We start from the raw sequence: 20,240 nt of genomic DNA, 5'->3' as shown, positions 1-20,240 counted from the left end.
ACGGTGGGGAGGAGAGACACCACTTCAGAAGGGTCGGGATCCGCTGTGCCGGACACAAACGAAGCTGTCACCCATGCGTTCTGGCTCGCCGGCCGCAAGGCGACGGGCGAGAGCACACTCGAGGTCACCTCGCCCTGGGACGGCCGCCGCGTCGGCGTGGTGAGCGTTCCCACCGATGCGCAGGTCGAGGAGGCCGTCGCCGCGGCCGACGCGGTGCGCGAGGAGTTCGCCGCGAGCCCCGCGCATGTCCGGGCCGCCGCGCTGGACCATGTGTCGCGCCGCCTCGCCGAGCGCAGCGAGGAGATCGCCCGGCTGATCTCGGACGAGAACGGCAAGCCGATCAAGTGGGCGCGCGGCGAGGTGGGCCGCGCCGTGTCCGTCTTCCGGTTCGCGGCCGAGGAGGCCCGCCGGTTCAACAGCGGGGAGGCCCAGCGGCTGGACACCGACGCCGGTGGCACCGGGCGGCTCGCGTTGACCCGCCGCTTCCCGCGCGGCACCGTCCTCGGCATCTCGCCGTTCAACTTCCCGCTGAACCTCAGCGCCCACAAGGTCGCCCCGGCGATCGCGGTCGGTACGCCGATCATCCTCAAGCCGGCGCCCGCGACCCCGCTGTCCGCGCTGATCCTGGGTGAGCTGCTGGCCGAGACCGAGCTCCCGGCGGGCTCCTGGAGCGTCCTCACGGTGCCCAACGACCGGATGCCCGCGCTGGTCCAGGACGAGCGGCTGCCGGTCATCTCCTTCACCGGTTCGGAGAAGGTCGGCTACGCGATCAAGGAGTCGGTGCCGCTCAAGCACTGCACCCTGGAGCTCGGTGGCAACGGTGCCGCGGTCGTCCTGTCGGACTACGCCTCCGACGCCGACCTCGACTGGGCGGCCACCCGCATCGGCACCTTCTCCAACTACCAGGGCGGACAGTCCTGCATCTCCGTGCAGCGGGTGATCGCGGACGCGTCCGTCTACGAGGAGCTCGTGCCGAAGATCGTCGCGGCCGTCGAGGGACAGGTCACCGGCGACCCGAACGACGACGCCACCGATGTCGGACCGCTGATCAGCGAGGACGCCGCCAAGCGCGTGGAGTCCTGGGTCGACGAGGCGGTCCGGGCCGGTGCGAAGCTGCTGACCGGCGGCACGCGCGACGGCTCGAACTACGCCCCGACCGTGCTCGCGGACGTCCCCGCGGATGTCACCCTCTCCTGCGAGGAGATCTTCGGGCCGGTGCTCACCCTGCACAAGGTGGCGGACGAGAGCGAGGCGTTCGCGGCGGTCAACGACTCCAAGTACGGCCTCCAGGCGGGCGTCTTCACCCGCGAGGTGCGCACCGCCTTCCGCGCCCACCGCGCGCTGGAGGTCGGCGGCGTGATCATCGGCGATGTGCCCTCGTACCGCGCCGACCAGATGCCGTACGGCGGCGCCAAGAGGTCCGGCGTCGGCCGCGAGGGCGTGCGGTACGCGATGGAGGACTACACCTACGAGCGGGTCATGGTCCTCACCGGCCTCGACCTCTGATCCACCCCGCCCGGCCCCGCCCCACCGCGGGCCCGGCGCAGGGGAAGGCCCGCCTCGGCCGCTCCGGACCCTCGAACCCTCAACCGGAGAAGCCGAGGCGGGCCAGTCTCAGATTGCCGCGCAGCGTGATGTGCAGATCCTGGACGCCGGTCGGCGGCGTGCGCAGGGCGGCGCGGACCGTGGTGTACGTGTAGCGGCCGCCGGTGGGCGGCACGGCGACGGTGGCCAGGGTGGTGCCGTCGGCGAGATGCACCTCGACCCTCGCGTCATCCCCTGCCGCGGACCCGGCCGCGTCGTGCGCCGCCTCGACGGTCATCGACGTGGCGCCCGCGCCGAAGTCGCAGGCGCGGAAGAGCAGTCGGCCGACCGCGCCGTCACGGCAGGCCACCGCGTCCCCGCGGACCTTGGCGCGGTCCACCATCACGATCCCGTCCGCCGCGTCGTAGTCCGCGGCCTCCGGACCGCGCCGCAGCACCGGGCGCGGCGCGGGCGGCGGGCCCTCGACGGTGACGGTGGCGGTGGTGCGGAGATCCGCGCTGGACGCGCCCGCGTGGATCTCGTACGTCCCCGGGTCGACGGTCCAGCGGCCGTGCGCCACGTCCCAGAAGCCCAGCGCGTCCTCGACCGGCACGGTGAAGAACAGCCGCACCCGCTCGCCCCGGCGCAGCCGCACCCGGCGGTGGGCGATCAGCCGGTGGTGCGGCAGCGGCACCCGCGAGGCCGGCGCGCTCGCGTAGAGCTGCACGACCTCGTCGCCGTCGTACGGACCGGAGTTGGTGACCTCGCACTCCACGGTGAGGTCCGCCTCCCGCCGCACCGACAGCTCGCCGTAGCTGAAGTCGGTGTACGACAGGCCGTGCCCGAAGGGGAAGAGCGGGGCGCCGTCGAAGTACAGATAGGTGGCGCGCGAGGCGATGATGTCGTAGTCGAGCGGATCCGGCAGATCGTCGTGGGAGGCGTACCAGGTCTGCGGCAGCCGCCCAGCCGGTGAGACGTCCCCGAACAGCACCCGGGCCAGCGCCGTGCCCGCCGCCTGGCCGCCGTGCGCCGTCCACAGCAGCGCGGGCAGTGCGTCGGCCGCCTCGCCGACCGCGTAGGGATAGCCGGCCGTCAGCACCAGCGCGGTCCGCGGATTGGCGGCGTGGGCCGCGCGCCACAGCCGCTCCTGCTGGGCGGGCAGGGCGAGGGTGGTGCGGTCCTCGGTCTCCCGGCCACCGATATGCGGATCGTTGCCCGCCACGACCACCACGGCGTCCGCCCGCGCCGCGGCGCGGGCCACCGCGTCCTCGCCGCGCTCGACGACCTCCAGCCGGAAGACGGTCCCCTCCGCGCCGCTGTCACGCTCGGCAACCTTCAGCCCGCCCGCGGCGACACAGACATAGCCGCCCGTCCCCATGTGCCGGAGGAGGTGTCCGCCGCGGTGCGCTTCGAGCCGATACGTCTCCTGAACCACCCAGCCTCCGGGCCGCTCGGCCGCCGCGCGGACGAAGCCGTCCCCGGCCACGGTCAGATAGCGGCCGGAGGGCGCGCGCAGGGTCAGCACACCGCCGCCCCAGTCGGCCAGGGACAGCTCGGTGGGGGTGTCGCCGACGGTCAGCGGGGGCAGATCGGTGCGGCCCGCCGCATGGGCGGGGTCGAGCGAGCCGCCTTCTGCCGAGCCCTCGTCCGCCGGCCCCTCGTCCGCCGGACCCCCGCCCTCCTCCGCCGCGTCCGGCACCCGCACCCAACCGGCCGCGGTGCGCAGCCGTACGGTGTCCAGGCCGTCCGCGAAGACCACCCGGTCCGCGCCGAGCCGCTCGGCCAGCGCCTCCCGTGGCGAACTGCGCCGGATCAGGCTGCCGCTGTACCAGTCCAGCTTGCACTCGTCGGCGAGCGGACCGACGACCGCGAGGGTGCGCACGGCGCTCTCGGAGAGCGGCAGCAGCCCGTCGTTGGCCAGCAGGACGACGGCCTGTTCGGCGGCCTCCAGGGCGAGTGCGCGATGGGCGGGGGTGTCGAAGGCACCGCCTGCCCACCCGTCGGGCTCGTCGGGCTCGTCGAACTCGCCCAGCGCACACCGCATCGTCAGCAGCCGCCGCACCGCCGTGTCCACCGTGGACGCGTCGATCAGCCCGCGCTCCAGGGCGCCCCGCACCCGCGCGATCGTCTTCGACGCGTCCTGGTCGTGGTCGGTGAAGCTGTCCACCCCCGCCAGCAGAGCCGCGGCGACGGCCTCCTCATGGGTGTCGAAGTAGTGCTCGGAGTCGACCAGATTGGACGGCGCGCCCGCGTCGGAGCAGACCACCAGCTCCTGGTCGGTCCAGGTGCGCAACTGCTCGCGCAGATACGGGGATACGTGGTTGGGCCGCCCGTTGACCAGGTTGTACGCGGGCATCACCCCGGCCACCGCACCCGCCCGCACGGGCCCGCGGAAGGCCGCCAGATCGTATTCGTGCAGTATCCGTGGCCGCACCGAGGAGGAGGTGGTGTCCCGGTCGGTCTCGTTGTTGTGCGCCAGCCAGTGCTTGAGGATCGGCGCGGTGCGCCAGCGCTCCGGGTGGTCGCCGCGCAGCCCGCGGGTGTAGGCCGTGGCCAGGGCCGAGGTGAGACACGGATCCTCGGCGTACCCCTCCTCGTTGCGGCCCCAGCGCGGATCGCGCAGCAGATTCACCGTCGGCGACCACACATTGAGGCCCACCCGCGGATCGCGTGCGCGCATGGCCCGTGCCTCGCGGCCGACCGCCTCGCCGACGCGCCGGACCAGCTGTGGGTTCCAGGTCGCGCCGAGCCCGACGGCCTGGGGAAAGACGGTCGCCGGCCCCATCCAGGCGACACCGTGCAGCGCCTCCTGCCCGGTACGGAAGGGCGCGAGGCCGAGCCGCTCCACCCCGGGCGCGAACTGGTGCAGCATCGCGATCCGCTCATCGAGCGTGAGCCGGGCCAGCAGATCCGCCACGCGCGTCCTCACCGGCAGCCGCGCATCGCGAAACGGCGGACGCGTGATCAGACCACCGTTATCACTCATCACGGATACCGATCTCCTCACCCAGTTCGTCAAAGACGTGCCGCACAAGGTGATGCATCATCAATTCGAAGCGCTTCGATGCTGAAGGCGCCACACCGACCCTGTCAAGGCTCCACGGCGCAACGCCCTCAGACGACCTCTCGATTGCCCGGATCCTCGATCGCCGGACGCCCAACGGCTCATTTCGACACCGCTCTTGCGCGACCTCACCCCCCGACTTAACCTCAGCGCAATATCGAAGCGCTTCGACCATCGATCGTACGGCGGGCACGCCACGAAGGGTTGACGCACATGTCGAACTCCCAGGCCTCGGCCTCCACTTCCGCTCCCAGCCGGAGAACCTTTCTGGCCGCCACGGCGGTTGCCGCGGCGGCCGTCGCGGGAGGGACGCCGCTGCTGTCCGGGTGCTCCACCGAGGAGGGCTCCGGCAAGGGCGGCACCACCTCCGGCAAGGAGCTGAAGAACCTGCTGCCGACCTATGCGGCCTCGACGGTGGCGGACCCGGACATCCCCAGCGTCAACGGCTCCAGCCCCGGCTACACCAAGGCCCCGCCCGCCGCCGCACTGGTCGCCTCCGTGAAGGGCAAGCCCGGCCACGGCGGCAGCTACACGATGTTCGAACCGCTGTGGGGCACCCCGCCGCCCAAGAACAACGCCTACTACAAGGCGGTCAACGACGCGCTCGGCGCCACGATCAGCCTGCGGCCGCAGGACGGCAACACCTACGGCGAGAAGCTCGGCGCCGTCCTGGCCTCCGGCGATATCGCCGATATCGTGGTGATCCCGCTATGGGAGATGGGCGGGCGGATCCATGGCGCGGTCGGCGCCAAATTCGCCGACCTGGGGCCGTATCTCTCCGGTGACAAGGTCAAGAAATATCCGAACCTCGCCGCCATTCCCACCGCCGCCTGGCAGATGTCCGTCTTCGGTGGCAAGCTCCGCGGGCTGCCGATGCCCTCCCGCCCGCTCGCCGGTGTCATTCCGTACTACCGCGAGGACATCTTCGCCGAGGAGGGCTACCAGGTCCCGAAGAGCCCGGCGGAATTCCTCGCTCTGGCCAAGGAGATCACCCGGCCCAGGAGCAAGGTATGGGCCTGCGACGACATGTGGTGGTCGGCGCAGCGGTTCTTCGGCTGTCCGGGGGAGAAGCCGTACTACTGGGTCGAGAAGGACGGCAAGCTGGTCCACAAGGTCGAGACCGAGAACTACCTCGAGGCCCTGGAATGGTGCCGCAAGCTCTTCGCCGGGGGCTATGTCCACCCCGACGCGGTCGCGGGCAAGGGCAATGACGCACTGACCCGCTTCACCTCCGGCCAGACGCTCCTCTACAACGACGGCGACGCCAAGTGGTACGGCGCCACCTTCGAACAGGCCGGGCCGAACCCCGCATTCAAGATCCAGGGAATGGACTGGTTCGGCCCCGACGGCGGCGACCCGGTCATCTATCTGGACGCGCCCGCCCAGATCTGGTCCTTCCTCAACAAGAGCCTCTCCAGGGACGAGATCGAGGAAATCCTCGCCCTCGCGAACTTCATCGCCGCGCCCTTCGGCACCAAGGAACAGCGCCTCATCGACTACGGCGTCGAAGGCGTGCACCACGACATGAAGAAGGGGGTGCCGGTCAAGAACGCCACGGGCGTCCGGGACGTCCAGGACACCTACCGCTTCATCGCCTCCCCCCAGGCCAGCGTCGCCTATCCGGACTTTCCGAAGATGGTCGAGGACTACTGCGGCTGGATGCAGCGGATGGGCAAGTTCGCCAGGAAGCCGCTCTTCTACGGGATGCAGATCCAGGAGCCCAACCGCTACGCCTCGCTCTACACGCCCTTCGAGGACCTCGCCAAGGACGTCACCCGCGGCCGTAAGTCGATCAAGGACGCCCAGCGGGCCATCAGCGACTGGCGCGGCGGTGGCGGCGACCGGCTCCGCGACTGGTACGCGAAGCTCCTCGACACGAACGGCAGCGGCGCCTGATGACGCTGGACATCCGGGGCCGGGCCAAGCCCCGCGGCGTCCCGTCGGCCCGTGGCGGCTGGTGGCAACGGCTGCGCCGGGACCGCGCCCTGCTGCTGATGACCGCGCCCGCCGTCGGTCTGCTGCTGCTGTTCACCTACGTACCGCTGATCTGGACCACCGTCGCCTTCAAGGACTACGACCCGTTCACCCAGGGGCTGTGGAGCAGCCCCTGGGTGGGCCTCGACAACTTCACCCTCCTCTTCGAGGACAGCCGCTTCTGGGACGCCTTCGCCAACACCCTCTCCATCACCTTCATCCAGCTGGTGCTGTTCTTCCCGGTGCCCATCGCGCTGGCGCTGCTGCTCAACAGCGTGCTCAGCGACCGGGTCCGCGGCCTGGTGCAGTCGATCCTGTACCTGCCGCACTTCTTCTCCTGGGTGCTGGTCATCACGATCTTCCAGCAGATGCTCGGCGGCGCCGGGCTGCTCGCCCAGCAGCTGCGCGCCCATGGGCACGAGGGCTTCGACCTGATGACCGACCCGGCGGTCTTCAAGTTCCTGATCACCGCCCAGCTGGTGTGGAAGGACGCGGGCTGGGGCGTGATCGTCTTCCTGGCCGCCCTCTCCGCCGTCAACCAGGACCTCTACGAGGCCGCGGCGGTGGACGGCGCGAACCGCTGGCGCCGGATGTGGCACGTCACCCTGCCCGCGCTGCGCCCCGTGGTCGCCCTGCTGCTGGTGCTGCGCGTCGGCGACTCGCTGACCGTCGGCTTCGAGCAGATCCTGCTCCAGCGCGACGCGGTGGGGCCGGGCGCCTCGGAGGTCTTCGACACCTATGTGTGGTGGGTCGGCATCGCCAACACCGACTACGGGATCGCCGCCGCCGGCGGGCTGATCAAGGGCGTCTTCAGCCTGGTGCTGGTGCTGATCGCCAACAAGGTCGCCCATGTCCTCGGCGAGCAGGGGGTCTACCGGAAATGACCGTGACCGAGCGGACCCCGGCCCGGCACACCCCGCCCGCACAGGCCGCCCCGCCCCCGCGCCGGCGCGGCGGGGAGAAGCGCCCGGTGTGGGAGGAGGAGCCCGGCACGATCGGCCAGGGGCTCAAGGGGGCCACCCTGACCGGGGTGTGTCTGCTGATCCTCGGCCCCCTGTGGGTGGTGATCGTCACCAGCCTCTCCGACCAGAGGACCATCACCGACGCCGGGGGACTGGTGATCGTCCCCAAGACGATCACCTTCCGGGCCTACACCGAGCTGCTGAGCGGCGGCACGGTCACCCGCGCGACCCTCGTCAGCCTCGCGCTCACCGCCGTGGGCACCGTGATCAGCACCGTGGTCTCGGTCCTGTGCGCCTACGGACTCTCCCGCTCCGGGTCCTTCCTGCACCGGCCGATCCTGATGGTGCTGCTCCTCACCATGTTCTTCAACGCCGGTCTCATCCCTACGTATCTGCTGGTCACCGGGGTCGGTCTGGAGGGCAGCTACTGGTCGATGATCCTGCCCGGGGCCGTCTCGGTCTTCAACGTGCTGGTGCTGCGGGCGTTCTTCCAGAACATCGCGCCGGAGCTGATAGACAGCGCCCGGATCGACGGCGCGGGGGAGTGCCGCATCCTGCTGCGCATCGTCCTCCCGCTGTCGAAGGCCGTGATCGCCGTGGTCTCGCTCTTCTACGCGGTGGGCTACTGGAGCCAGTGGTTCAACGCCATGCTCTACCTCAACGACCAGGACAAGTGGCCGCTGCAGATGATCCTGCGCCAGCTGGTGATCAAGCAGCAGGCGCCGCAGGGCATGTCCCAGATGATCTCCACCCAGCAGATCCCCGGACTGGCCGTGCAGATGGCCGTCATGGTGCTCGCGCTGATCCCCGTCGCGGTGCTCTACCCCTTCGTCCAGAAGCACTTCACCAAGGGCATGCTCACCGGCGCCGTCAAGGGCTGACGCCGGTTGCCCGTTCCCAGCCGACCCGAGACGGGAGCCGGTATGCCCGATCTGAGCGACGCCACCCGCGGCCGCATCCTCTACGGCGGCGACTACAACCCCGAACAGTGGCCCGAGAGCGTCTGGCACGACGACATCCGGCTGATGCGCCGGGCGGGCGTCACCACCGTCACCCTCGGCGTCTTCTCCTGGGCCCGGCTCGAACCACGCCCCGGCGCACGGGACTTCGGCTGGCTGGACCGGGTCATGGACCTGCTCCATGACGGCGGCATAGAGGTGTGCCTGGCCACCCCGACCGCCTCCCCGCCGCCCTGGATGGGCTCCCGCCACCCCGAGACCCTGCCGCGCGACGAGAGGGGCTCGGTCGTCTGGTACGGCTCACGGAACCAGTTCTGCGCCTCGTCCCCCGTCTACCGCGACTACGCGCTGCGCATCACCGAGGACCTGGCCGACCGCTACGGCGGTCATCCGGCCCTGCGGCTGTGGCATGTCGGCAACGAGTACGGCACCCACTGCTGGTGCGATGAGACCGCCCGGCACTTCCGCCGCTGGCTGCGCGCGCGGTACGGCGGCCTGGACACCCTCAACGAGGCGTGGGGGACGGCCTTCTGGAGCCAGCGCTATGACTCCTGGGAGGAGATCATCCCGCCGCGCCGCGCCCAGTACCTGATCAACCCCGGTCAGGGGCTGGACTTCCGCCGCTTCACCAGCGACGCCCTGCTGGAGTGCTTCACCGCCGAACGCGACGCGCTGGCCGCACGCACCCCGCGCATCCCCGTGACCACCAACTTCATGCCGCTGTTCATCGGCCAGGACGGCTGGGCCTGGGCGGCGGAGGAGGACGTGGTCGCCGTCGACCTCTACCCCGACCCCAAGGACCCGCACGCGGCGGCGTACGGGGCGATGGTCCAGGACCTGACCCGCTCCCAGGCGGGCGGCCCCTGGGTCCTCATGGAGCAGGCCGCGGGGCCGGTCAACTGGCGCGGCGTCAACCACCCCAAGCCGGACGGGCTGATGCGGCTGTGGTCCCTGCAGGCCGTCGCGCGCGGCGCCGACGGGATCTGCTTCTTCCAGTGGCGGCAGTCCCGGCAGGGCAGCGAGAAGTTCCACTCCGGGATGGTCCCGCACGCCGGTGAGCACGGCCGCACCTTCGCGCGGGTGTGTGGGCTCGGCGCCGAGCTGCGCGAACTGGCCCCGGTCACCGGCTCGGACGTCCCCGCACGGGCCGCCATCCTGCACGACTGGCACTCCTGGTGGGCCACCGTCCAGGACGGCCGCCCCTCCTCCCAGGTCCCCTACGAAGGGCTGCTGCGCGCCTGGCACCGGGCCCTGTGGGAGCGGAACCTCACCACCGACTTCGCCCATCCGCACGCCGACCTCACCGACTACGCCCTCGTCGCCGTCCCCCAGCTGTATCTGCTCACCGACGAGGCGCTGGACAACCTCGCGGCGTATGTGCGCGGCGGCGGCACCCTCGTCTGCGGCTTCTTCACCGGCGTCGCCGACGAGGACGACCGGGTGCGCCCCGGCGGTGTGGACCGGCGGCTCCGTGAACTCCTCGGCATCCGTACGGTCCACGAGTGGTGGCCGCTGGACGAGGGCGAGACGCTCGACGCCGAGGGCGCCTGGCTCGGCCCGTTCCACGGCACCGGCTGGTCCGAGGACCTGGAGCCGTCCACCGCCGAACCGGTCGCCCGGGTCAAGGGCGGTGAGCTCGACGGCCGCCCCGCCGTGACCCGCCACGCCTACGGCGCCGGGACCGCCTGGTACGTCTCCACCCTCCCCGAACCCGCCGCCCTGCGCGCCCTGCTCGCCCGCGCCGCCGAGGAGGCGGGGCTGGCACCGGTGCTGCCCGGCCTCCCCGAGGGGGTCGAGGCGGTGGAGCGCGGGCGGTATCTCTTCCTCCTCAACCACGGCCGCACCCCGGCGGTCGTCCCCCTGCCGTCCCCGCGGACGGATCTGCTCACCGGACGCGCGCACCACACCGGCGTCCGGCTCGACCGCTTCGCGGTCATGGTCCTGGCCCCGCCCGAATCCCCCCGACCGACCCCCCACCCGAAGGGACAAGCCCCGTGCGACGAACCGCCCGAACGCTCTTCCTGACCCCGCTGATCGCGTTACTCGCGCTGATCGGCTTCGCCGCCGCCCCCGCCCAGGCCGCCACCTGGTCCTCCTCGGACCAGTGGGGCACCTGGTCCAACGGCGGCTACACCCTCTACAACAACATCTGGGGCTCCGGCGCCGGGGCCCAGACCATCTGGGCCAACTCCTTCGGCGACTGGGGAGTGTGGGCCAACCACCCGAACACCGGCGGCATCAAGTCCTACCCCAACGCCAAGAAGGCCGTCGGCAAGAAGATCAGCGCCATCTCCAGCCTGACCAGCAGCTACAACGTCACCGTGCCGTCCTCGGGCGCGTACAACACCTCGTACGACATCTGGGACACCAACTACGACTACGAGATCATGCTCTGGGTCAACAAGACCGGCCCGGTCGGCCCGCTCGGCACCGCCCAGGGCAATGTCTCCCTCGGCGGCCACACCTGGAGCGTCTACAAGGGCAGCAACGGAGCCAATGAGGTCTTCTCCTTCATCCGCACCTCGAACTCCACCGCCGGCTCCGTGGACATCAAGCCCATCGTGAACTGGATCAAGAACACCAAGGGCTGGTTCGGCGATGTGACCATCGGCGACGTCCAGTTCGGCTACGAGATCACCTCCTCGGCCGGCGGTCTGGACTTCCGGACCAACAGCGTCGGCGTGAGCGCGAGCTGACGCCCCGTACCGCCGCCGCCCTCCCGCGCGGCGGCGGTACGCCACCGGTACGCGGGATCAGGAGGTGCCGGGCGCCGGGCCCGAGCTGGTCCGTACGGTCAGCTCCGGGGCCAGCAGTGTCACCTGCTCCTCGAGGGGCTGCCCCTCCAGCTTCGCCACCGCCAGCTCCACCGCGCGCCGCCCCATCTCCTCAGCCGGAATGGCCACCGAGGTGAGCCGCACCGACGCCTGGGTGGCCACCTGCTCGGGGCAGACGGCGACCACCGAGACGTCCTCGGGGACCGCGCGCCCCTGCCGCCGCAACAGGCTGAGCAGCGGTTCGATGGCCGCCTCGTTCTGCACCACGAAGCCGGTGGTGCCGGGCCGCTCGTCGAAGATCCGGGAGAGGGTGCCGTCCATGGACTCGTAGCTGCCCTCGCACGGCCGGTGCAGCAGCCGCACTCCCAGCTCACCGGCGCGGCGCCGCAGCCCCTCCAGGGTCCGCTCGGCGAAGCCGGTATGGCGCTCATAGACGGCCGCGGCCTCGCCCACGACGGCGATCTCCCGGTGGCCGAGCTCCGCCAGATGCTCGGCGCACAGGGCTCCGGTGGCGGTGAAGTCCAGATCGACGCAGGTCAGGCCGACGGTGTCGGCGGGCAGCCCGATCAGTACGGTGGGCTGGCGGGCCGCGTGCAGCAGCGGCAGCCGCTCGTCCTCCAGCTCCACATCCATCACGATCATGGCGTCGGCGAGCCCGCTGCCGGTCACCCGGCGCACCGCCGCCGGGCCCTCCTCGCCGGTGAGCAGCAGCACGTCATAGCCGTGGGCGCGGGCGGTGGTGGCGACCGCGATGGCGATCTCCATCATGACCGGCACATACATGTCCGTCCGCAGTGGCACCATGAGCGCGAGGATGTTGGAGCGGCTGCTGGCCAGGGCGCGGGCCCCGGCGTTCGGGTGGTAGCCGAGTTCTTTGATGCTCTGTTCGACGCGCTCGCGCGTGGGGGCGGAGATCGACCGCTTGCCGCTGAGGACATAGCTCACCGTGCTGGCGGAGACTCCGGCGTGCCGGGCGACCTCGGCGAGGGTGACCATGCGGGGCGACTCCATCCGATGGGGGTGCGCGAGGCTGCGAAACGCTTCGGTGAAGCGCTTCGATGCCCATGACCGAGCCTCTTCCTGCTGGCCATGCGGATTGACAGTAGACCTGTAGCGCAGAGCTGTCCAGAGTCATCGAAGCGCTTCGACGCTGCTTCGACACCGCTTGGGCATCCCTTGGACGGCCAATCCCGCTCCGTCCTCCCGATGATTCCCGATCGTGGCGTCCTCCCGCTTTGCCGACCGGTCGGACCGGAGGCACACTGGCAGCGGTACGTGCCGGTAATGTCACGAGATCGTCATGCGCGGCAAGGGAGCACCGATGACCGCATCCTCCGTCAGGCCGGTGTCCGAGCGTGAAGCGCGCCAGGTCGCCGAGGCCGCACGCGAACAGGTATGGCACAAGCCCAGCTTCGCCAAGGAGCTCTTCCTCGGCCGCTTCCGACTCGATCTGATCCATCCGCACCCCGCCCCCGCCCCGGACGATGTGCGCCGTGGCGAGACCTTCCTCGCCAAGCTCCGCGAGTTCTGCGAGACGCAGGTCGACGCCGCCCGCATCGAGCGCGAGGCCCAGATCCCCGACGAGACCATCCAGGGGCTCAAGGAACTCGGCGCGCTCGGCATGAAGATCGACACCAAGTACGGGGGCCTCGGCCTCACCCAGGTCTACTACAACAAGGCCCTCGCCCTGGCCGGCTCCGCCAGCCCGGCGATCGGCGCCCTGCTCTCCGCCCACCAGTCCATCGGCGTACCGCAGCCGCTGAAGCTCTTCGGCACCCAGGAGCAGAAGGACCGCTTCCTGCCGCGCTGCGCCCGCACCGACATCACCGCCTTCCTGCTCACCGAGCCGGACGTGGGCTCCGACCCGGCCCGCCTCGCCACCACCGCCGTGCCCGACGGGGACGACTACCTCCTCGACGGCGTGAAGCTGTGGACCACCAACGGCGTGGTCGCCGACCTCCTGGTGGTGATGGCCCGGGTGCCGCGCGCCGAGGGCCGTAAGGGCGGCATCACCGCCTTCGTCGTGGAGACCGCCTCCGAGGGCGTCACCGTCGAGAAGCGCAACGCGTTCATGGGGCTGCGCGGCCTGGAGAACGGCGTCACCCGCTTCCACCGGGTCCGCGTCCCGGCCGCCAACCGGATCGGCCCCGAGGGCGCCGGCCTCAAGATCGCGCTGACCACGCTCAACACCGGACGGCTGTCGCTGCCCGCGATGTGCGCGGGCGCCGGCAAGTGGTGTCTGAAGATCGCCCGCGAATGGTCCGCCGCTCGTGAGCAGTGGGGCAAGCCCATCGCCAAGCACGAGGCCGTCGGCGCCAAGATCTCCTTCATCGCGGCGACCACCTTCGCCCTGGAGGCCGTCATCGACCTCGCCTCCCAGATGGCCGACGAGGACCGCAACGACATCCGCATCGAGGCCGCGCTCGCCAAGCTCTACGGCAGCGAGATGGCCTGGCTGATGGCCGACGAACTGGTCCAGATCCGCGGCGGCCGGGGCTATGAGACCGCGGCCTCGCTGGCCGCCCGCGGGGAGCGGGCCGTCCCCGCCGAGCAGATGCTCCGCGATCTGCGCATCAACCGGATCTTCGAGGGCTCGACCGAGATCATGCATCTCCTCATCGCCCGCGAGGCCGTGGACGCCCATCTCTCGGTGGCGGGCGATCTCATCGACCCCGACAAGTCCCTCCAGGACAAGGGCAAGGCGGCCGCCAAGGCCGGCGGCTTCTACGCCCGCTGGCTGCCCGGCCTGCTCGCCGGCCCCGGCCAACTGCCCCGCGCCTACCCGGAGTTCCACCCCGCCGGGCATCCGGACCTGTCACCGCATCTGCGCTATGTGGAGCGCTCGGCACGCAAGCTGGCCCGCTCGACGTTCTACGCCATGTCCCGCTGGCAGGGCCGGATGGAGACCAAACAGGGCTTCCTCGCCCGGATCGTGGACATCGGCGCCGAGCTGTTCGCGATGAGCGCGGCCTGCGTACGGGCCGAGATGCTGCGCTCGCGCGGTGACCACGGCGTCGCGGCCTACCAGCTGGCCGACGCCTTCTGCCGACAGGCCAGGATCCGCGCCGACGAGCTCTTCGGGCGGCTGTGGACCAACACCGACGAGCTCGACCGCAAGGTGGTCTCCGGGGTGCTCTCCGGCGCGTACGAGTGGCTGGAGCAGGGCGTTATCGACCCCAGCGGCGACGGCCCCTGGATCGCCGACGCCACCCCCGGCCCGACGGCCACACAGAACGTCCACCGCCCCATCCACTGAGGAGTGGCCGAGGAATCGCCGAGGAGGACCGAGGAGCCGCCGGAGCCCGCGATCGCCGTAACCCGGGGCATGTCCCCGAGCCGTCACCCCTTGCCGCCACAATGGGGGGATGACGGAATCCCTGGCTGACCCGCATCTGCGCTTTCCGGCGGCCACCGCCGAGGTGAGCGTGCGCGACATCGTGATCCTGGGCTCCACCGGTTCGATCGGCACCCAGGCCATCGACGTGGTGGTGCGCAACCCCGACCGCTTCCGCGTGACCGGCCTGTCCGCCGCCGGGGGACGGGCCGGGCTCCTCGCCGAGCAGGCCCACCGGCTGCGGGTGGACAGGGTGGCGGTCGCCCGTCCGGAGGCGGTGCCCGAGGTCCGCGAGGCGCTCAGCGCGCTCTACGGAGCCGGTGAACCGCTCCCCGAGATCCTGGCGGGGCCCGACGCGGCCACCGAGCTCGCCCGCTCCCAGTGCCACACCGTGCTCAACGGCATCACCGGCTCCATCGGCCTGGCGCCGACCCTGGCCGCCCTGGAGGCGGGCCGGGTGCTGGCGCTGGCCAACAAGGAATCGCTCATCGTCGGCGGCCCCCTGGTCAAGGCCGTCGCCAAGCCCGGCCAGATCGTCCCCGTCGACTCCGAGCACTCCGCGCTCTTCCAGGCGCTGCTCGGCGGCGCCCGCGAGGAGGTCCGCAAGCTGGTCGTCACCGCCTCCGGCGGCCCGTTCCGCGGCCGGACGAAGCGGGAGCTGGCCTCGGTCACCCCGGAGCAGGCGCTGGCCCACCCCACCTGGGACATGGGCCCGGTGGTCACGATCAACTCCGCGACCCTCGTCAACAAGGGCCTCGAGGTCATCGAGGCCCATCTGCTGTACGACATTCCCTTCGAGCGGATTGAGGTGGTGGTCCACCCTCAGTCGTATATCCACTCGATGGTTGAATTCACCGATGGCTCGACGCTCGCCCAGGCGAGCCCGCCGGATATGCGGATGCCCATCGCGCTCGGCCTCGGCTGGCCCGAGCGGGTGCCGGACGCCACGCCCGGCTGTGACTGGACCAAGGCCCACACCTGGGAATTCTTTCCCCTCGACACCGAGGCGTTCCCCTCCGTCGGCCTCGCCCGCCATGTCGGCGGCCTCGGCGGCACCGCCCCGGCCGTCTTCAACGCGGCGAACGAGGAGTGCGTGGACGCGTTCCTTGACGGAAAGCTGCCTTTCGACGGAATCGTCGATACGGTCGCCGAGGTGGTGGCCGAGCACGGCACCCCCGCCGTGGGAACCCGGCTCACCGTCGCGGACGTCCTCGAGGCTGAGACATGGGCCCGCGCCCGCGCAACGGAACTGGCCGCCAGAGCGGCGAAGGCGACCCCGGAGGCTCGCGCATGACGACACTGATGACGGTCCTCGGCATAGTGGTGTTCGCCGTCGGCCTGCTGATCTCGATCGCCTGGCATGAGCTCGGCCATCTCTCCACGGCCAAGCTCTTCGGCATCCGGGTCCCGCAGTACATGGTCGGCTTCGGGCCGACGATCTTCTCCCGCAAGAAGGGAGACACCGAGTACGGCATCAAGGCGGTCCCGTTCGGCGGCTACATCCGCATGATCGGGATGTTCCCGCCGGGCGACGACGGCAAGCTCACCGCCCGCTCCACCTCCCCCTGGCGCGGCATGATCGAGGACGCCCGGTCGGCCGCCTTCGAGGAGCTGCAGCCCGGCGACGAGAAGCGCCTCTTCTACACGCGCAAGCCGTGGAAGCGCGTGATCGTCATGTTCGCCGGGCCCTTCATGAACCTGATCCTCGCCGTGGTGATCTTCCTCGGCGTGATGATGAGCTTCGGCGTCAACACCCAGACCACCAGTGTGGGCACCGTCTCCCAGTGCGTGGTCGCGGCCTCGTCCGCCACCGACAAGTGCCCCAAGAGCGCCAAGGACTCCCCGGCCAAGGCCGCCGGTCTGCAGCCGCGGGACAAGATCATCGCCTTCGACGGGCACCGCACCCCGGACTGGGGCGCGCTCCAGAAGGACATCCGCGAGACCACCGGCCCCGCCACGATCACCATCGAGCGGGACGGCGTCCGCAAGACCCTGCACGCCAACCTCATAGAGAACCAGGTCGCCAAGTCCGACGGGAACGGCGGCTATGTCGAGGGCGAGTACGTCACCGCCGGCTTCCTCGGCTTCACCCCGGCCAGCGGCGTGGTCCAGCAGTCCTTCGGGCAGTCCGTGGACCGCATGGGCAACATGGTCCAGGACGGCATCGACTCCATGATCGCGCTGCCCTCCAAGGTCCCGGACCTGTGGAACGCGGCCTTCGGCGACGGCGAGCGCAAGGCCGACTCCCCGATGGGCGTCGTGGGCGCGGCCCGGGTCGGCGGCGAGGTCGCCAGCCTCGACATCCCGCCCTCCCAGCGGATCGCGACCATGCTCTTCCTGGTCGCCGGGTTCAACCTCTCGCTGTTCCTGTTCAACATGCTCCCGCTGCTGCCGCTGGACGGCGGCCATATCGCGGGCGCGCTGTGGGAGTCCATCCGGCGCCACACCGCCCGGCTGGTCCGGCGGCCCGACCCCGGGCCGTTCGATGTGGCGAAGATGATGCCGGTCGCCTATGTGATCGCCGGAGTCTTCATCTGCTTCACCCTCCTCGTCCTGGTGGCGGACGTCGTGAACCCCGTGAAAATCTCTTGATGACGCGAGATGTCCTGAAGTTCACCTTTGGGTGGACTTCAGGAGCGCGGTGTGCTGACGCCATCACCGTTGCCGTAATCTCGGAGATCGGAGTCTGCTGATCTCCGGCCACGCACACACCTTCTTGGGGTTACGAACCAGATGACTGCGATTTCGCTAGGAATGCCGTCCGTACCGGCCAAGCTCGCCGAGCGCAGGGTCAGCCGGAAGATCCAGGTCGGTCCGGTGGCCGTGGGTGGCGACGCGCCGATCTCGGTGCAGTCGATGACGACGACGGTGACGGCGGACATCGGGGCGACGCTGCAGCAGATCGCGGAGCTGACGGCGTCGGGCTGTCAGATCGTGCGGGTGGCGTGTCCGTCGCAGGATGACGCGGACGCGTTGCCGGTGATCGCGAAGAAGTCGCAGATTCCGGTGATCGCGGACATTCATTTCCAGCCGAAGTACGTGTTCGCGGCGATCGATGCCGGGTGTGCGGCGGTGCGGGTGAATCCGGGGAACATCCGGCAGTTCGACGACAAGGTCAAGGAGATCGCGAGGGCGGCCTCGGACGCGGGTGTGCCGATCCGTATCGGGGTGAACGCGGGGTCGCTGGACAAGCGGCTGCTGGAGAAGTACGGCAAGGCCACGCCGGAGGCGTTGGTGGAGTCGGCGTTGTGGGAGTGCTCGCTGTTCGAGGAGCACGGTTTCCGGGATATCAAGATCTCGGTGAAGCACAACGATCCGGTGGTGATGGTCAACGCCTACCGTCAGCTGGCGGCGCAGTGCGACTATCCGCTGCACCTGGGGGTGACGGAGGCGGGTCCGGCGTTCCAGGGGACGATCAAGTCGGCGGTGGCGTTCGGTGCGCTGCTCAGTGAGGGGATCGGGGACACGATCCGGGTTTCGCTGTCGGCGCCTCCGGCGGAGGAGGTCAAGGTCGGGATCCAGATCCTGGAGTCGCTGAATCTGCGGCAGCGGCGGCTGGAGATCGTTTCGTGTCCGTCGTGTGGGCGGGCGCAGGTGGATGTGTACAAGCTGGCGGACGAGGTGACGGCCGGTCTGGACGGCATGGAGGTTCCGCTGCGCGTGGCGGTGATGGGGTGTGTGGTGAACGGCCCCGGTGAGGCGCGTGAGGCGGATCTGGGTGTCGCTTCGGGTAACGGCAAGGGGCAGATCTTCGTGAAGGGTGAGGTCATCAAGACCGTGCCGGAGTCGAAGATCGTGGAGACCCTGATCGACGAGGCCATGAAGATCGCCGAGCAGATGGAGAAGGACGGCATCGCCTCCGGCGAGCCCCAGGTCTCCGTCAGCTGATTTTTTGAGGCTCGGTTCGCCTCCGGCCGCCCCGCGGGCGAACCGAGCCCTCGGAAAACCCCCTTCTGGACCTGCGCGATAGAGTCTGGAGAATTGACGTCCCCGGCCCGCAGGCCCGCACCACGTGAGGCAGACCGACACGTGCTGACCACGTCCACCACCAGGGTCCTCGAGCCCCAAGAGCTCGACGAGGCCCTCGCGGTGCTGAACCGCGACCCCGTCTCGAACGCCTTTGTGGCGGCCCGCGTCCAGGTCGCCGGGCTGGATCCGTGGCGGCTCGGCGGCGAGATGTGGGGCTGGTACTCCGGCGGACGGCTGGAGTCGCTCTGTTACGCCGGGGCCAACCTGGTGCCCATCTGCGCCACCCCCGAGGCCGTGCGCGGCTTCGCCGAGCGCGCCCGCCGGGCCGGCCGCCGCTGCTCCTCGATCGTCGGCCCCGCCGAGACCACCGCCGGGCTGTGGACCCTGCTCGAGCCCAGCTGGGGCCCGGCCCGTGAGGTCCGCGCCCGTCAGCCGCTGATGGTCACCAACGCGATGCCCGCCGACACCCCGCCCGACCCGCTGGTGCGCCGCGTCCGCAAGGACGAGATGGACGTGATCATGCCGGCGTGTGTGGCGATGTTCACCGAGGAGGTCGGCGTCTCGCCGCTCGCGGGCGACGGCGGGCTGCTCTACCAGGCGCGGGTCGCCGAGCTCGTCACCGCCGGGCGCTCCTTCGCCCGGATCGAGAACGGCCGGGTGGTCTTCAAGGCCGAGATCGGCGCGGCCACCCCGCACGCCTGCCAGATCCAGGGCGTATGGGTCGCCCCCGAGTACCGCGGCCGCGGCCTCTCCGAGACCGGGATGGCGGCCGTGCTGCGCTATGCGCTGGGCGAGGTCGCCCCCGTGGTGAGCCTGTACGTCAACGACTTCAACACCGCGGCCCGCGCCGCGTACCGCCGGGTCGGCTTCCGGGAAGTCGGCGCGTTCATGAGTGTGCTGTTCTGATCGACGGCCAAGTAGGGTGCCGCCCATGCTGCATCTTGCCGGGGGGCGGACCCCGGAACCCGAAGACGTCGTCGTCGGGTCGCTCGACCTCGCCGCACGCGTGGACGAAGCGCTCGCCGTTCAGGCCGTCGCCTTCGGGCTGACGGGCGAGGAGATCGGCGTACGACGCCATATCGTGCTCCGCCATCTCAAGAGCCCCGGCGCCCGCGCGCTCGGCGCGACCACCCCCTCCGGCCGGCTCGTCGGCTTCGTCTACGGCATGCCCAACAACCGCACCCACTGGTGGTCCACGGTCGTGCAGCCGTATCTGCGCGCGGCCGGGCAGGACGGCTGGCTGGACGACTCGTTCGTCATCACCGAGCTGCACGTCCACCCCGACTTCCAGAACCGCGGCATCGGCCGGCGGCTGATCACGACCATCACCGACGGCGCCGACCAGCCGCGCTCGATCCTCTCCGCCATCGACACCGAGAGCCCGGCCCGTGCGCTCTACCACTCGCTGGGCTACCGCGACCTCGCCCGCCCCGTGCTCTTCCCGAGCGCCCCGAGCCCGTACGCCGTGATGGGGGCCCCGCTGCCGCTGCGCCGCTAATCCCGTCCTGAGGATCGGTCGCGGGCCCACGCCGCCCGGCACGGCGCCCCCGGCTGCCGCTGGGAGGCGCCCGGGCCGCGCTGTCGGGGTCGTACGGGGACGACCCGGTACGAGGCGACCGAGGCGACCCTCCCCGGTGCGGTGTCCCCAGCCACCGCTGGGCGCCGCCCCCGCACCGGACG

14 protein-coding genes are annotated in these 20,240 nt (G+C 70.7%); 12 read left to right on the top strand and 2 right to left on the bottom strand.

Going from position 1 to position 20,240, the window contains the following annotated elements; all coding sequences use genetic code 11:
• The first annotated feature begins 45 nt into the window (after positions 1-45).
• Positions 46-1,506 carry an aldehyde dehydrogenase family protein gene (locus tag J8403_RS13585; protein WP_211123429.1) on the top strand — a complete coding sequence of 487 codons (1,461 nt, stop codon included), beginning with the start codon at positions 46-48 and terminating at the stop codon, positions 1,504-1,506.
• 79 nt (positions 1,507-1,585) lie between these two features.
• On the opposite strand, the gene J8403_RS13580 is transcribed toward J8403_RS13585, so the two are convergent.
• Positions 1,586-4,510 (bottom strand): glycoside hydrolase family 3 C-terminal domain-containing protein, encoded by a 2,925-nt coding sequence (locus J8403_RS13580; RefSeq protein ID WP_211123428.1) that lies wholly within the window; start codon positions 4,508-4,510, stop codon positions 1,586-1,588.
• 291 nt (positions 4,511-4,801) lie between these two features.
• Here J8403_RS13580 and J8403_RS13575 point away from each other — a divergent pair, with 291 nt between their 5' ends.
• The 5 genes from J8403_RS13575 to J8403_RS13555 are packed head-to-tail and all read left to right on the top strand — an operon-like array spanning position 4,802 to position 11,179.
• On the top strand, positions 4,802-6,484 hold the full coding sequence (locus J8403_RS13575) for an extracellular solute-binding protein (RefSeq protein ID WP_211123427.1): 1,683 nt from the start codon (positions 4,802-4,804) through the stop codon (positions 6,482-6,484).
• Complete coding sequence (locus J8403_RS13570; RefSeq protein ID WP_246585833.1) at positions 6,484-7,446, top strand: ABC transporter permease; 963 nt, start codon at positions 6,484-6,486, stop codon at positions 7,444-7,446. Before J8403_RS13575 ends, J8403_RS13570 begins: the two co-directional genes overlap by 1 nt.
• Positions 7,443-8,405 (top strand): carbohydrate ABC transporter permease, encoded by a 963-nt coding sequence (locus tag J8403_RS13565; protein ID WP_211123426.1) that lies wholly within the window; start codon positions 7,443-7,445, stop codon positions 8,403-8,405. Before J8403_RS13570 ends, J8403_RS13565 begins: the two co-directional genes overlap by 4 nt.
• Positions 8,406-8,447: 42 nt before the next feature.
• Positions 8,448-10,508 carry a beta-galactosidase gene (locus J8403_RS13560; protein WP_211123425.1) on the top strand — a complete coding sequence of 687 codons (2,061 nt, stop codon included), beginning with the start codon at positions 8,448-8,450 and terminating at the stop codon, positions 10,506-10,508.
• On the top strand, positions 10,478-11,179 hold the full coding sequence (locus tag J8403_RS13555) for a glycoside hydrolase family 12 protein (protein WP_211123424.1): 702 nt from the start codon (positions 10,478-10,480) through the stop codon (positions 11,177-11,179). Before J8403_RS13560 ends, J8403_RS13555 begins: the two co-directional genes overlap by 31 nt.
• 57 nt (positions 11,180-11,236) lie before the next feature.
• Here J8403_RS13555 and J8403_RS13550 read toward each other — a convergent pair whose 3' ends face one another.
• A complete protein-coding gene (locus J8403_RS13550) occupies positions 11,237-12,253 on the bottom strand; it encodes a LacI family DNA-binding transcriptional regulator (RefSeq protein ID WP_211123423.1) in 1,017 nt (338 codons plus the stop codon).
• A gap of 325 nt (positions 12,254-12,578) precedes the next feature.
• Here J8403_RS13550 and J8403_RS13545 point away from each other — a divergent pair, with 325 nt between their 5' ends.
• The 6 genes from J8403_RS13545 to J8403_RS13520 all read left to right on the top strand — a co-directional run bounded on the left by J8403_RS13545 (position 12,579) and on the right by J8403_RS13520 (position 20,058).
• Positions 12,579-14,513: an acyl-CoA dehydrogenase family protein gene (locus J8403_RS13545; protein ID WP_211123422.1), complete on the top strand. Its 1,935-nt coding sequence runs from the start codon at positions 12,579-12,581 to the stop codon at positions 14,511-14,513.
• A 109-nt stretch (positions 14,514-14,622) separates the two neighbouring features.
• A complete protein-coding gene (gene dxr / locus J8403_RS13540) occupies positions 14,623-15,885 on the top strand; it encodes a 1-deoxy-D-xylulose-5-phosphate reductoisomerase (RefSeq protein ID WP_211123421.1) in 1,263 nt (420 codons plus the stop codon).
• Positions 15,882-17,183 (top strand): M50 family metallopeptidase, encoded by a 1,302-nt coding sequence (locus tag J8403_RS13535; RefSeq protein WP_211123420.1) that lies wholly within the window; start codon positions 15,882-15,884, stop codon positions 17,181-17,183. Before dxr ends, J8403_RS13535 begins: the two co-directional genes overlap by 4 nt.
• Before the next feature lie 141 nt (positions 17,184-17,324).
• Complete coding sequence (gene ispG, locus J8403_RS13530) at positions 17,325-18,479, top strand: flavodoxin-dependent (E)-4-hydroxy-3-methylbut-2-enyl-diphosphate synthase (RefSeq protein ID WP_211123419.1); 1,155 nt, start codon at positions 17,325-17,327, stop codon at positions 18,477-18,479.
• Positions 18,480-18,620: 141 nt separating this feature from the next.
• Positions 18,621-19,466, top strand: a complete 846-nt coding sequence (locus J8403_RS13525) for a GNAT family N-acetyltransferase (protein WP_211123418.1) — start codon at positions 18,621-18,623, stop codon at positions 19,464-19,466.
• A gap of 25 nt (positions 19,467-19,491) precedes the next feature.
• Positions 19,492-20,058 (top strand): GNAT family N-acetyltransferase, encoded by a 567-nt coding sequence (locus J8403_RS13520; RefSeq protein ID WP_211123417.1) that lies wholly within the window; start codon positions 19,492-19,494, stop codon positions 20,056-20,058.
• Positions 20,059-20,240 lie beyond the last annotated feature (182 nt).

The organism is Streptomyces yatensis (assembly GCF_018069625.1).
Taxonomy (GTDB): Bacteria; Actinomycetota; Actinomycetes; order Streptomycetales; family Streptomycetaceae; genus Streptomyces; species Streptomyces yatensis.
This window is presented reverse-complemented; position numbering and strand designations above follow the sequence as displayed.

Bases quoted from the DNA above. Each gene is read 5' to 3' on its own strand.
- J8403_RS13580 (WP_211123428.1), bottom strand. From the start codon at position 4,510: ATGAGTGATAACGGTGGTCTGATCACGCGTCCGCCGTTTCGCGATGCG.
- J8403_RS13575 (WP_211123427.1), top strand. From the start codon at position 4,802: ATGTCGAACTCCCAGGCCTCGGCCTCCACTTCCGCTCCCAGCCGGAGA.
- J8403_RS13570 (WP_246585833.1), top strand. From the start codon at position 6,484: ATGACGCTGGACATCCGGGGCCGGGCCAAGCCCCGCGGCGTCCCGTCG.
- J8403_RS13565 (WP_211123426.1), top strand. From the start codon at position 7,443: ATGACCGTGACCGAGCGGACCCCGGCCCGGCACACCCCGCCCGCACAG.
- J8403_RS13560 (WP_211123425.1), top strand. From the start codon at position 8,448: ATGCCCGATCTGAGCGACGCCACCCGCGGCCGCATCCTCTACGGCGGC.
- J8403_RS13550 (WP_211123423.1), bottom strand. From the start codon at position 12,253: ATGGTCACCCTCGCCGAGGTCGCCCGGCACGCCGGAGTCTCCGCCAGC.
- J8403_RS13545 (WP_211123422.1), top strand. From the start codon at position 12,579: ATGACCGCATCCTCCGTCAGGCCGGTGTCCGAGCGTGAAGCGCGCCAG.
- dxr (WP_211123421.1), top strand. From the start codon at position 14,623: ATGACGGAATCCCTGGCTGACCCGCATCTGCGCTTTCCGGCGGCCACC.
- J8403_RS13535 (WP_211123420.1), top strand. From the start codon at position 15,882: ATGACGACACTGATGACGGTCCTCGGCATAGTGGTGTTCGCCGTCGGC.
- ispG (WP_211123419.1), top strand. From the start codon at position 17,325: ATGACTGCGATTTCGCTAGGAATGCCGTCCGTACCGGCCAAGCTCGCC.
- J8403_RS13520 (WP_211123417.1), top strand. From the start codon at position 19,492: ATGCTGCATCTTGCCGGGGGGCGGACCCCGGAACCCGAAGACGTCGTC.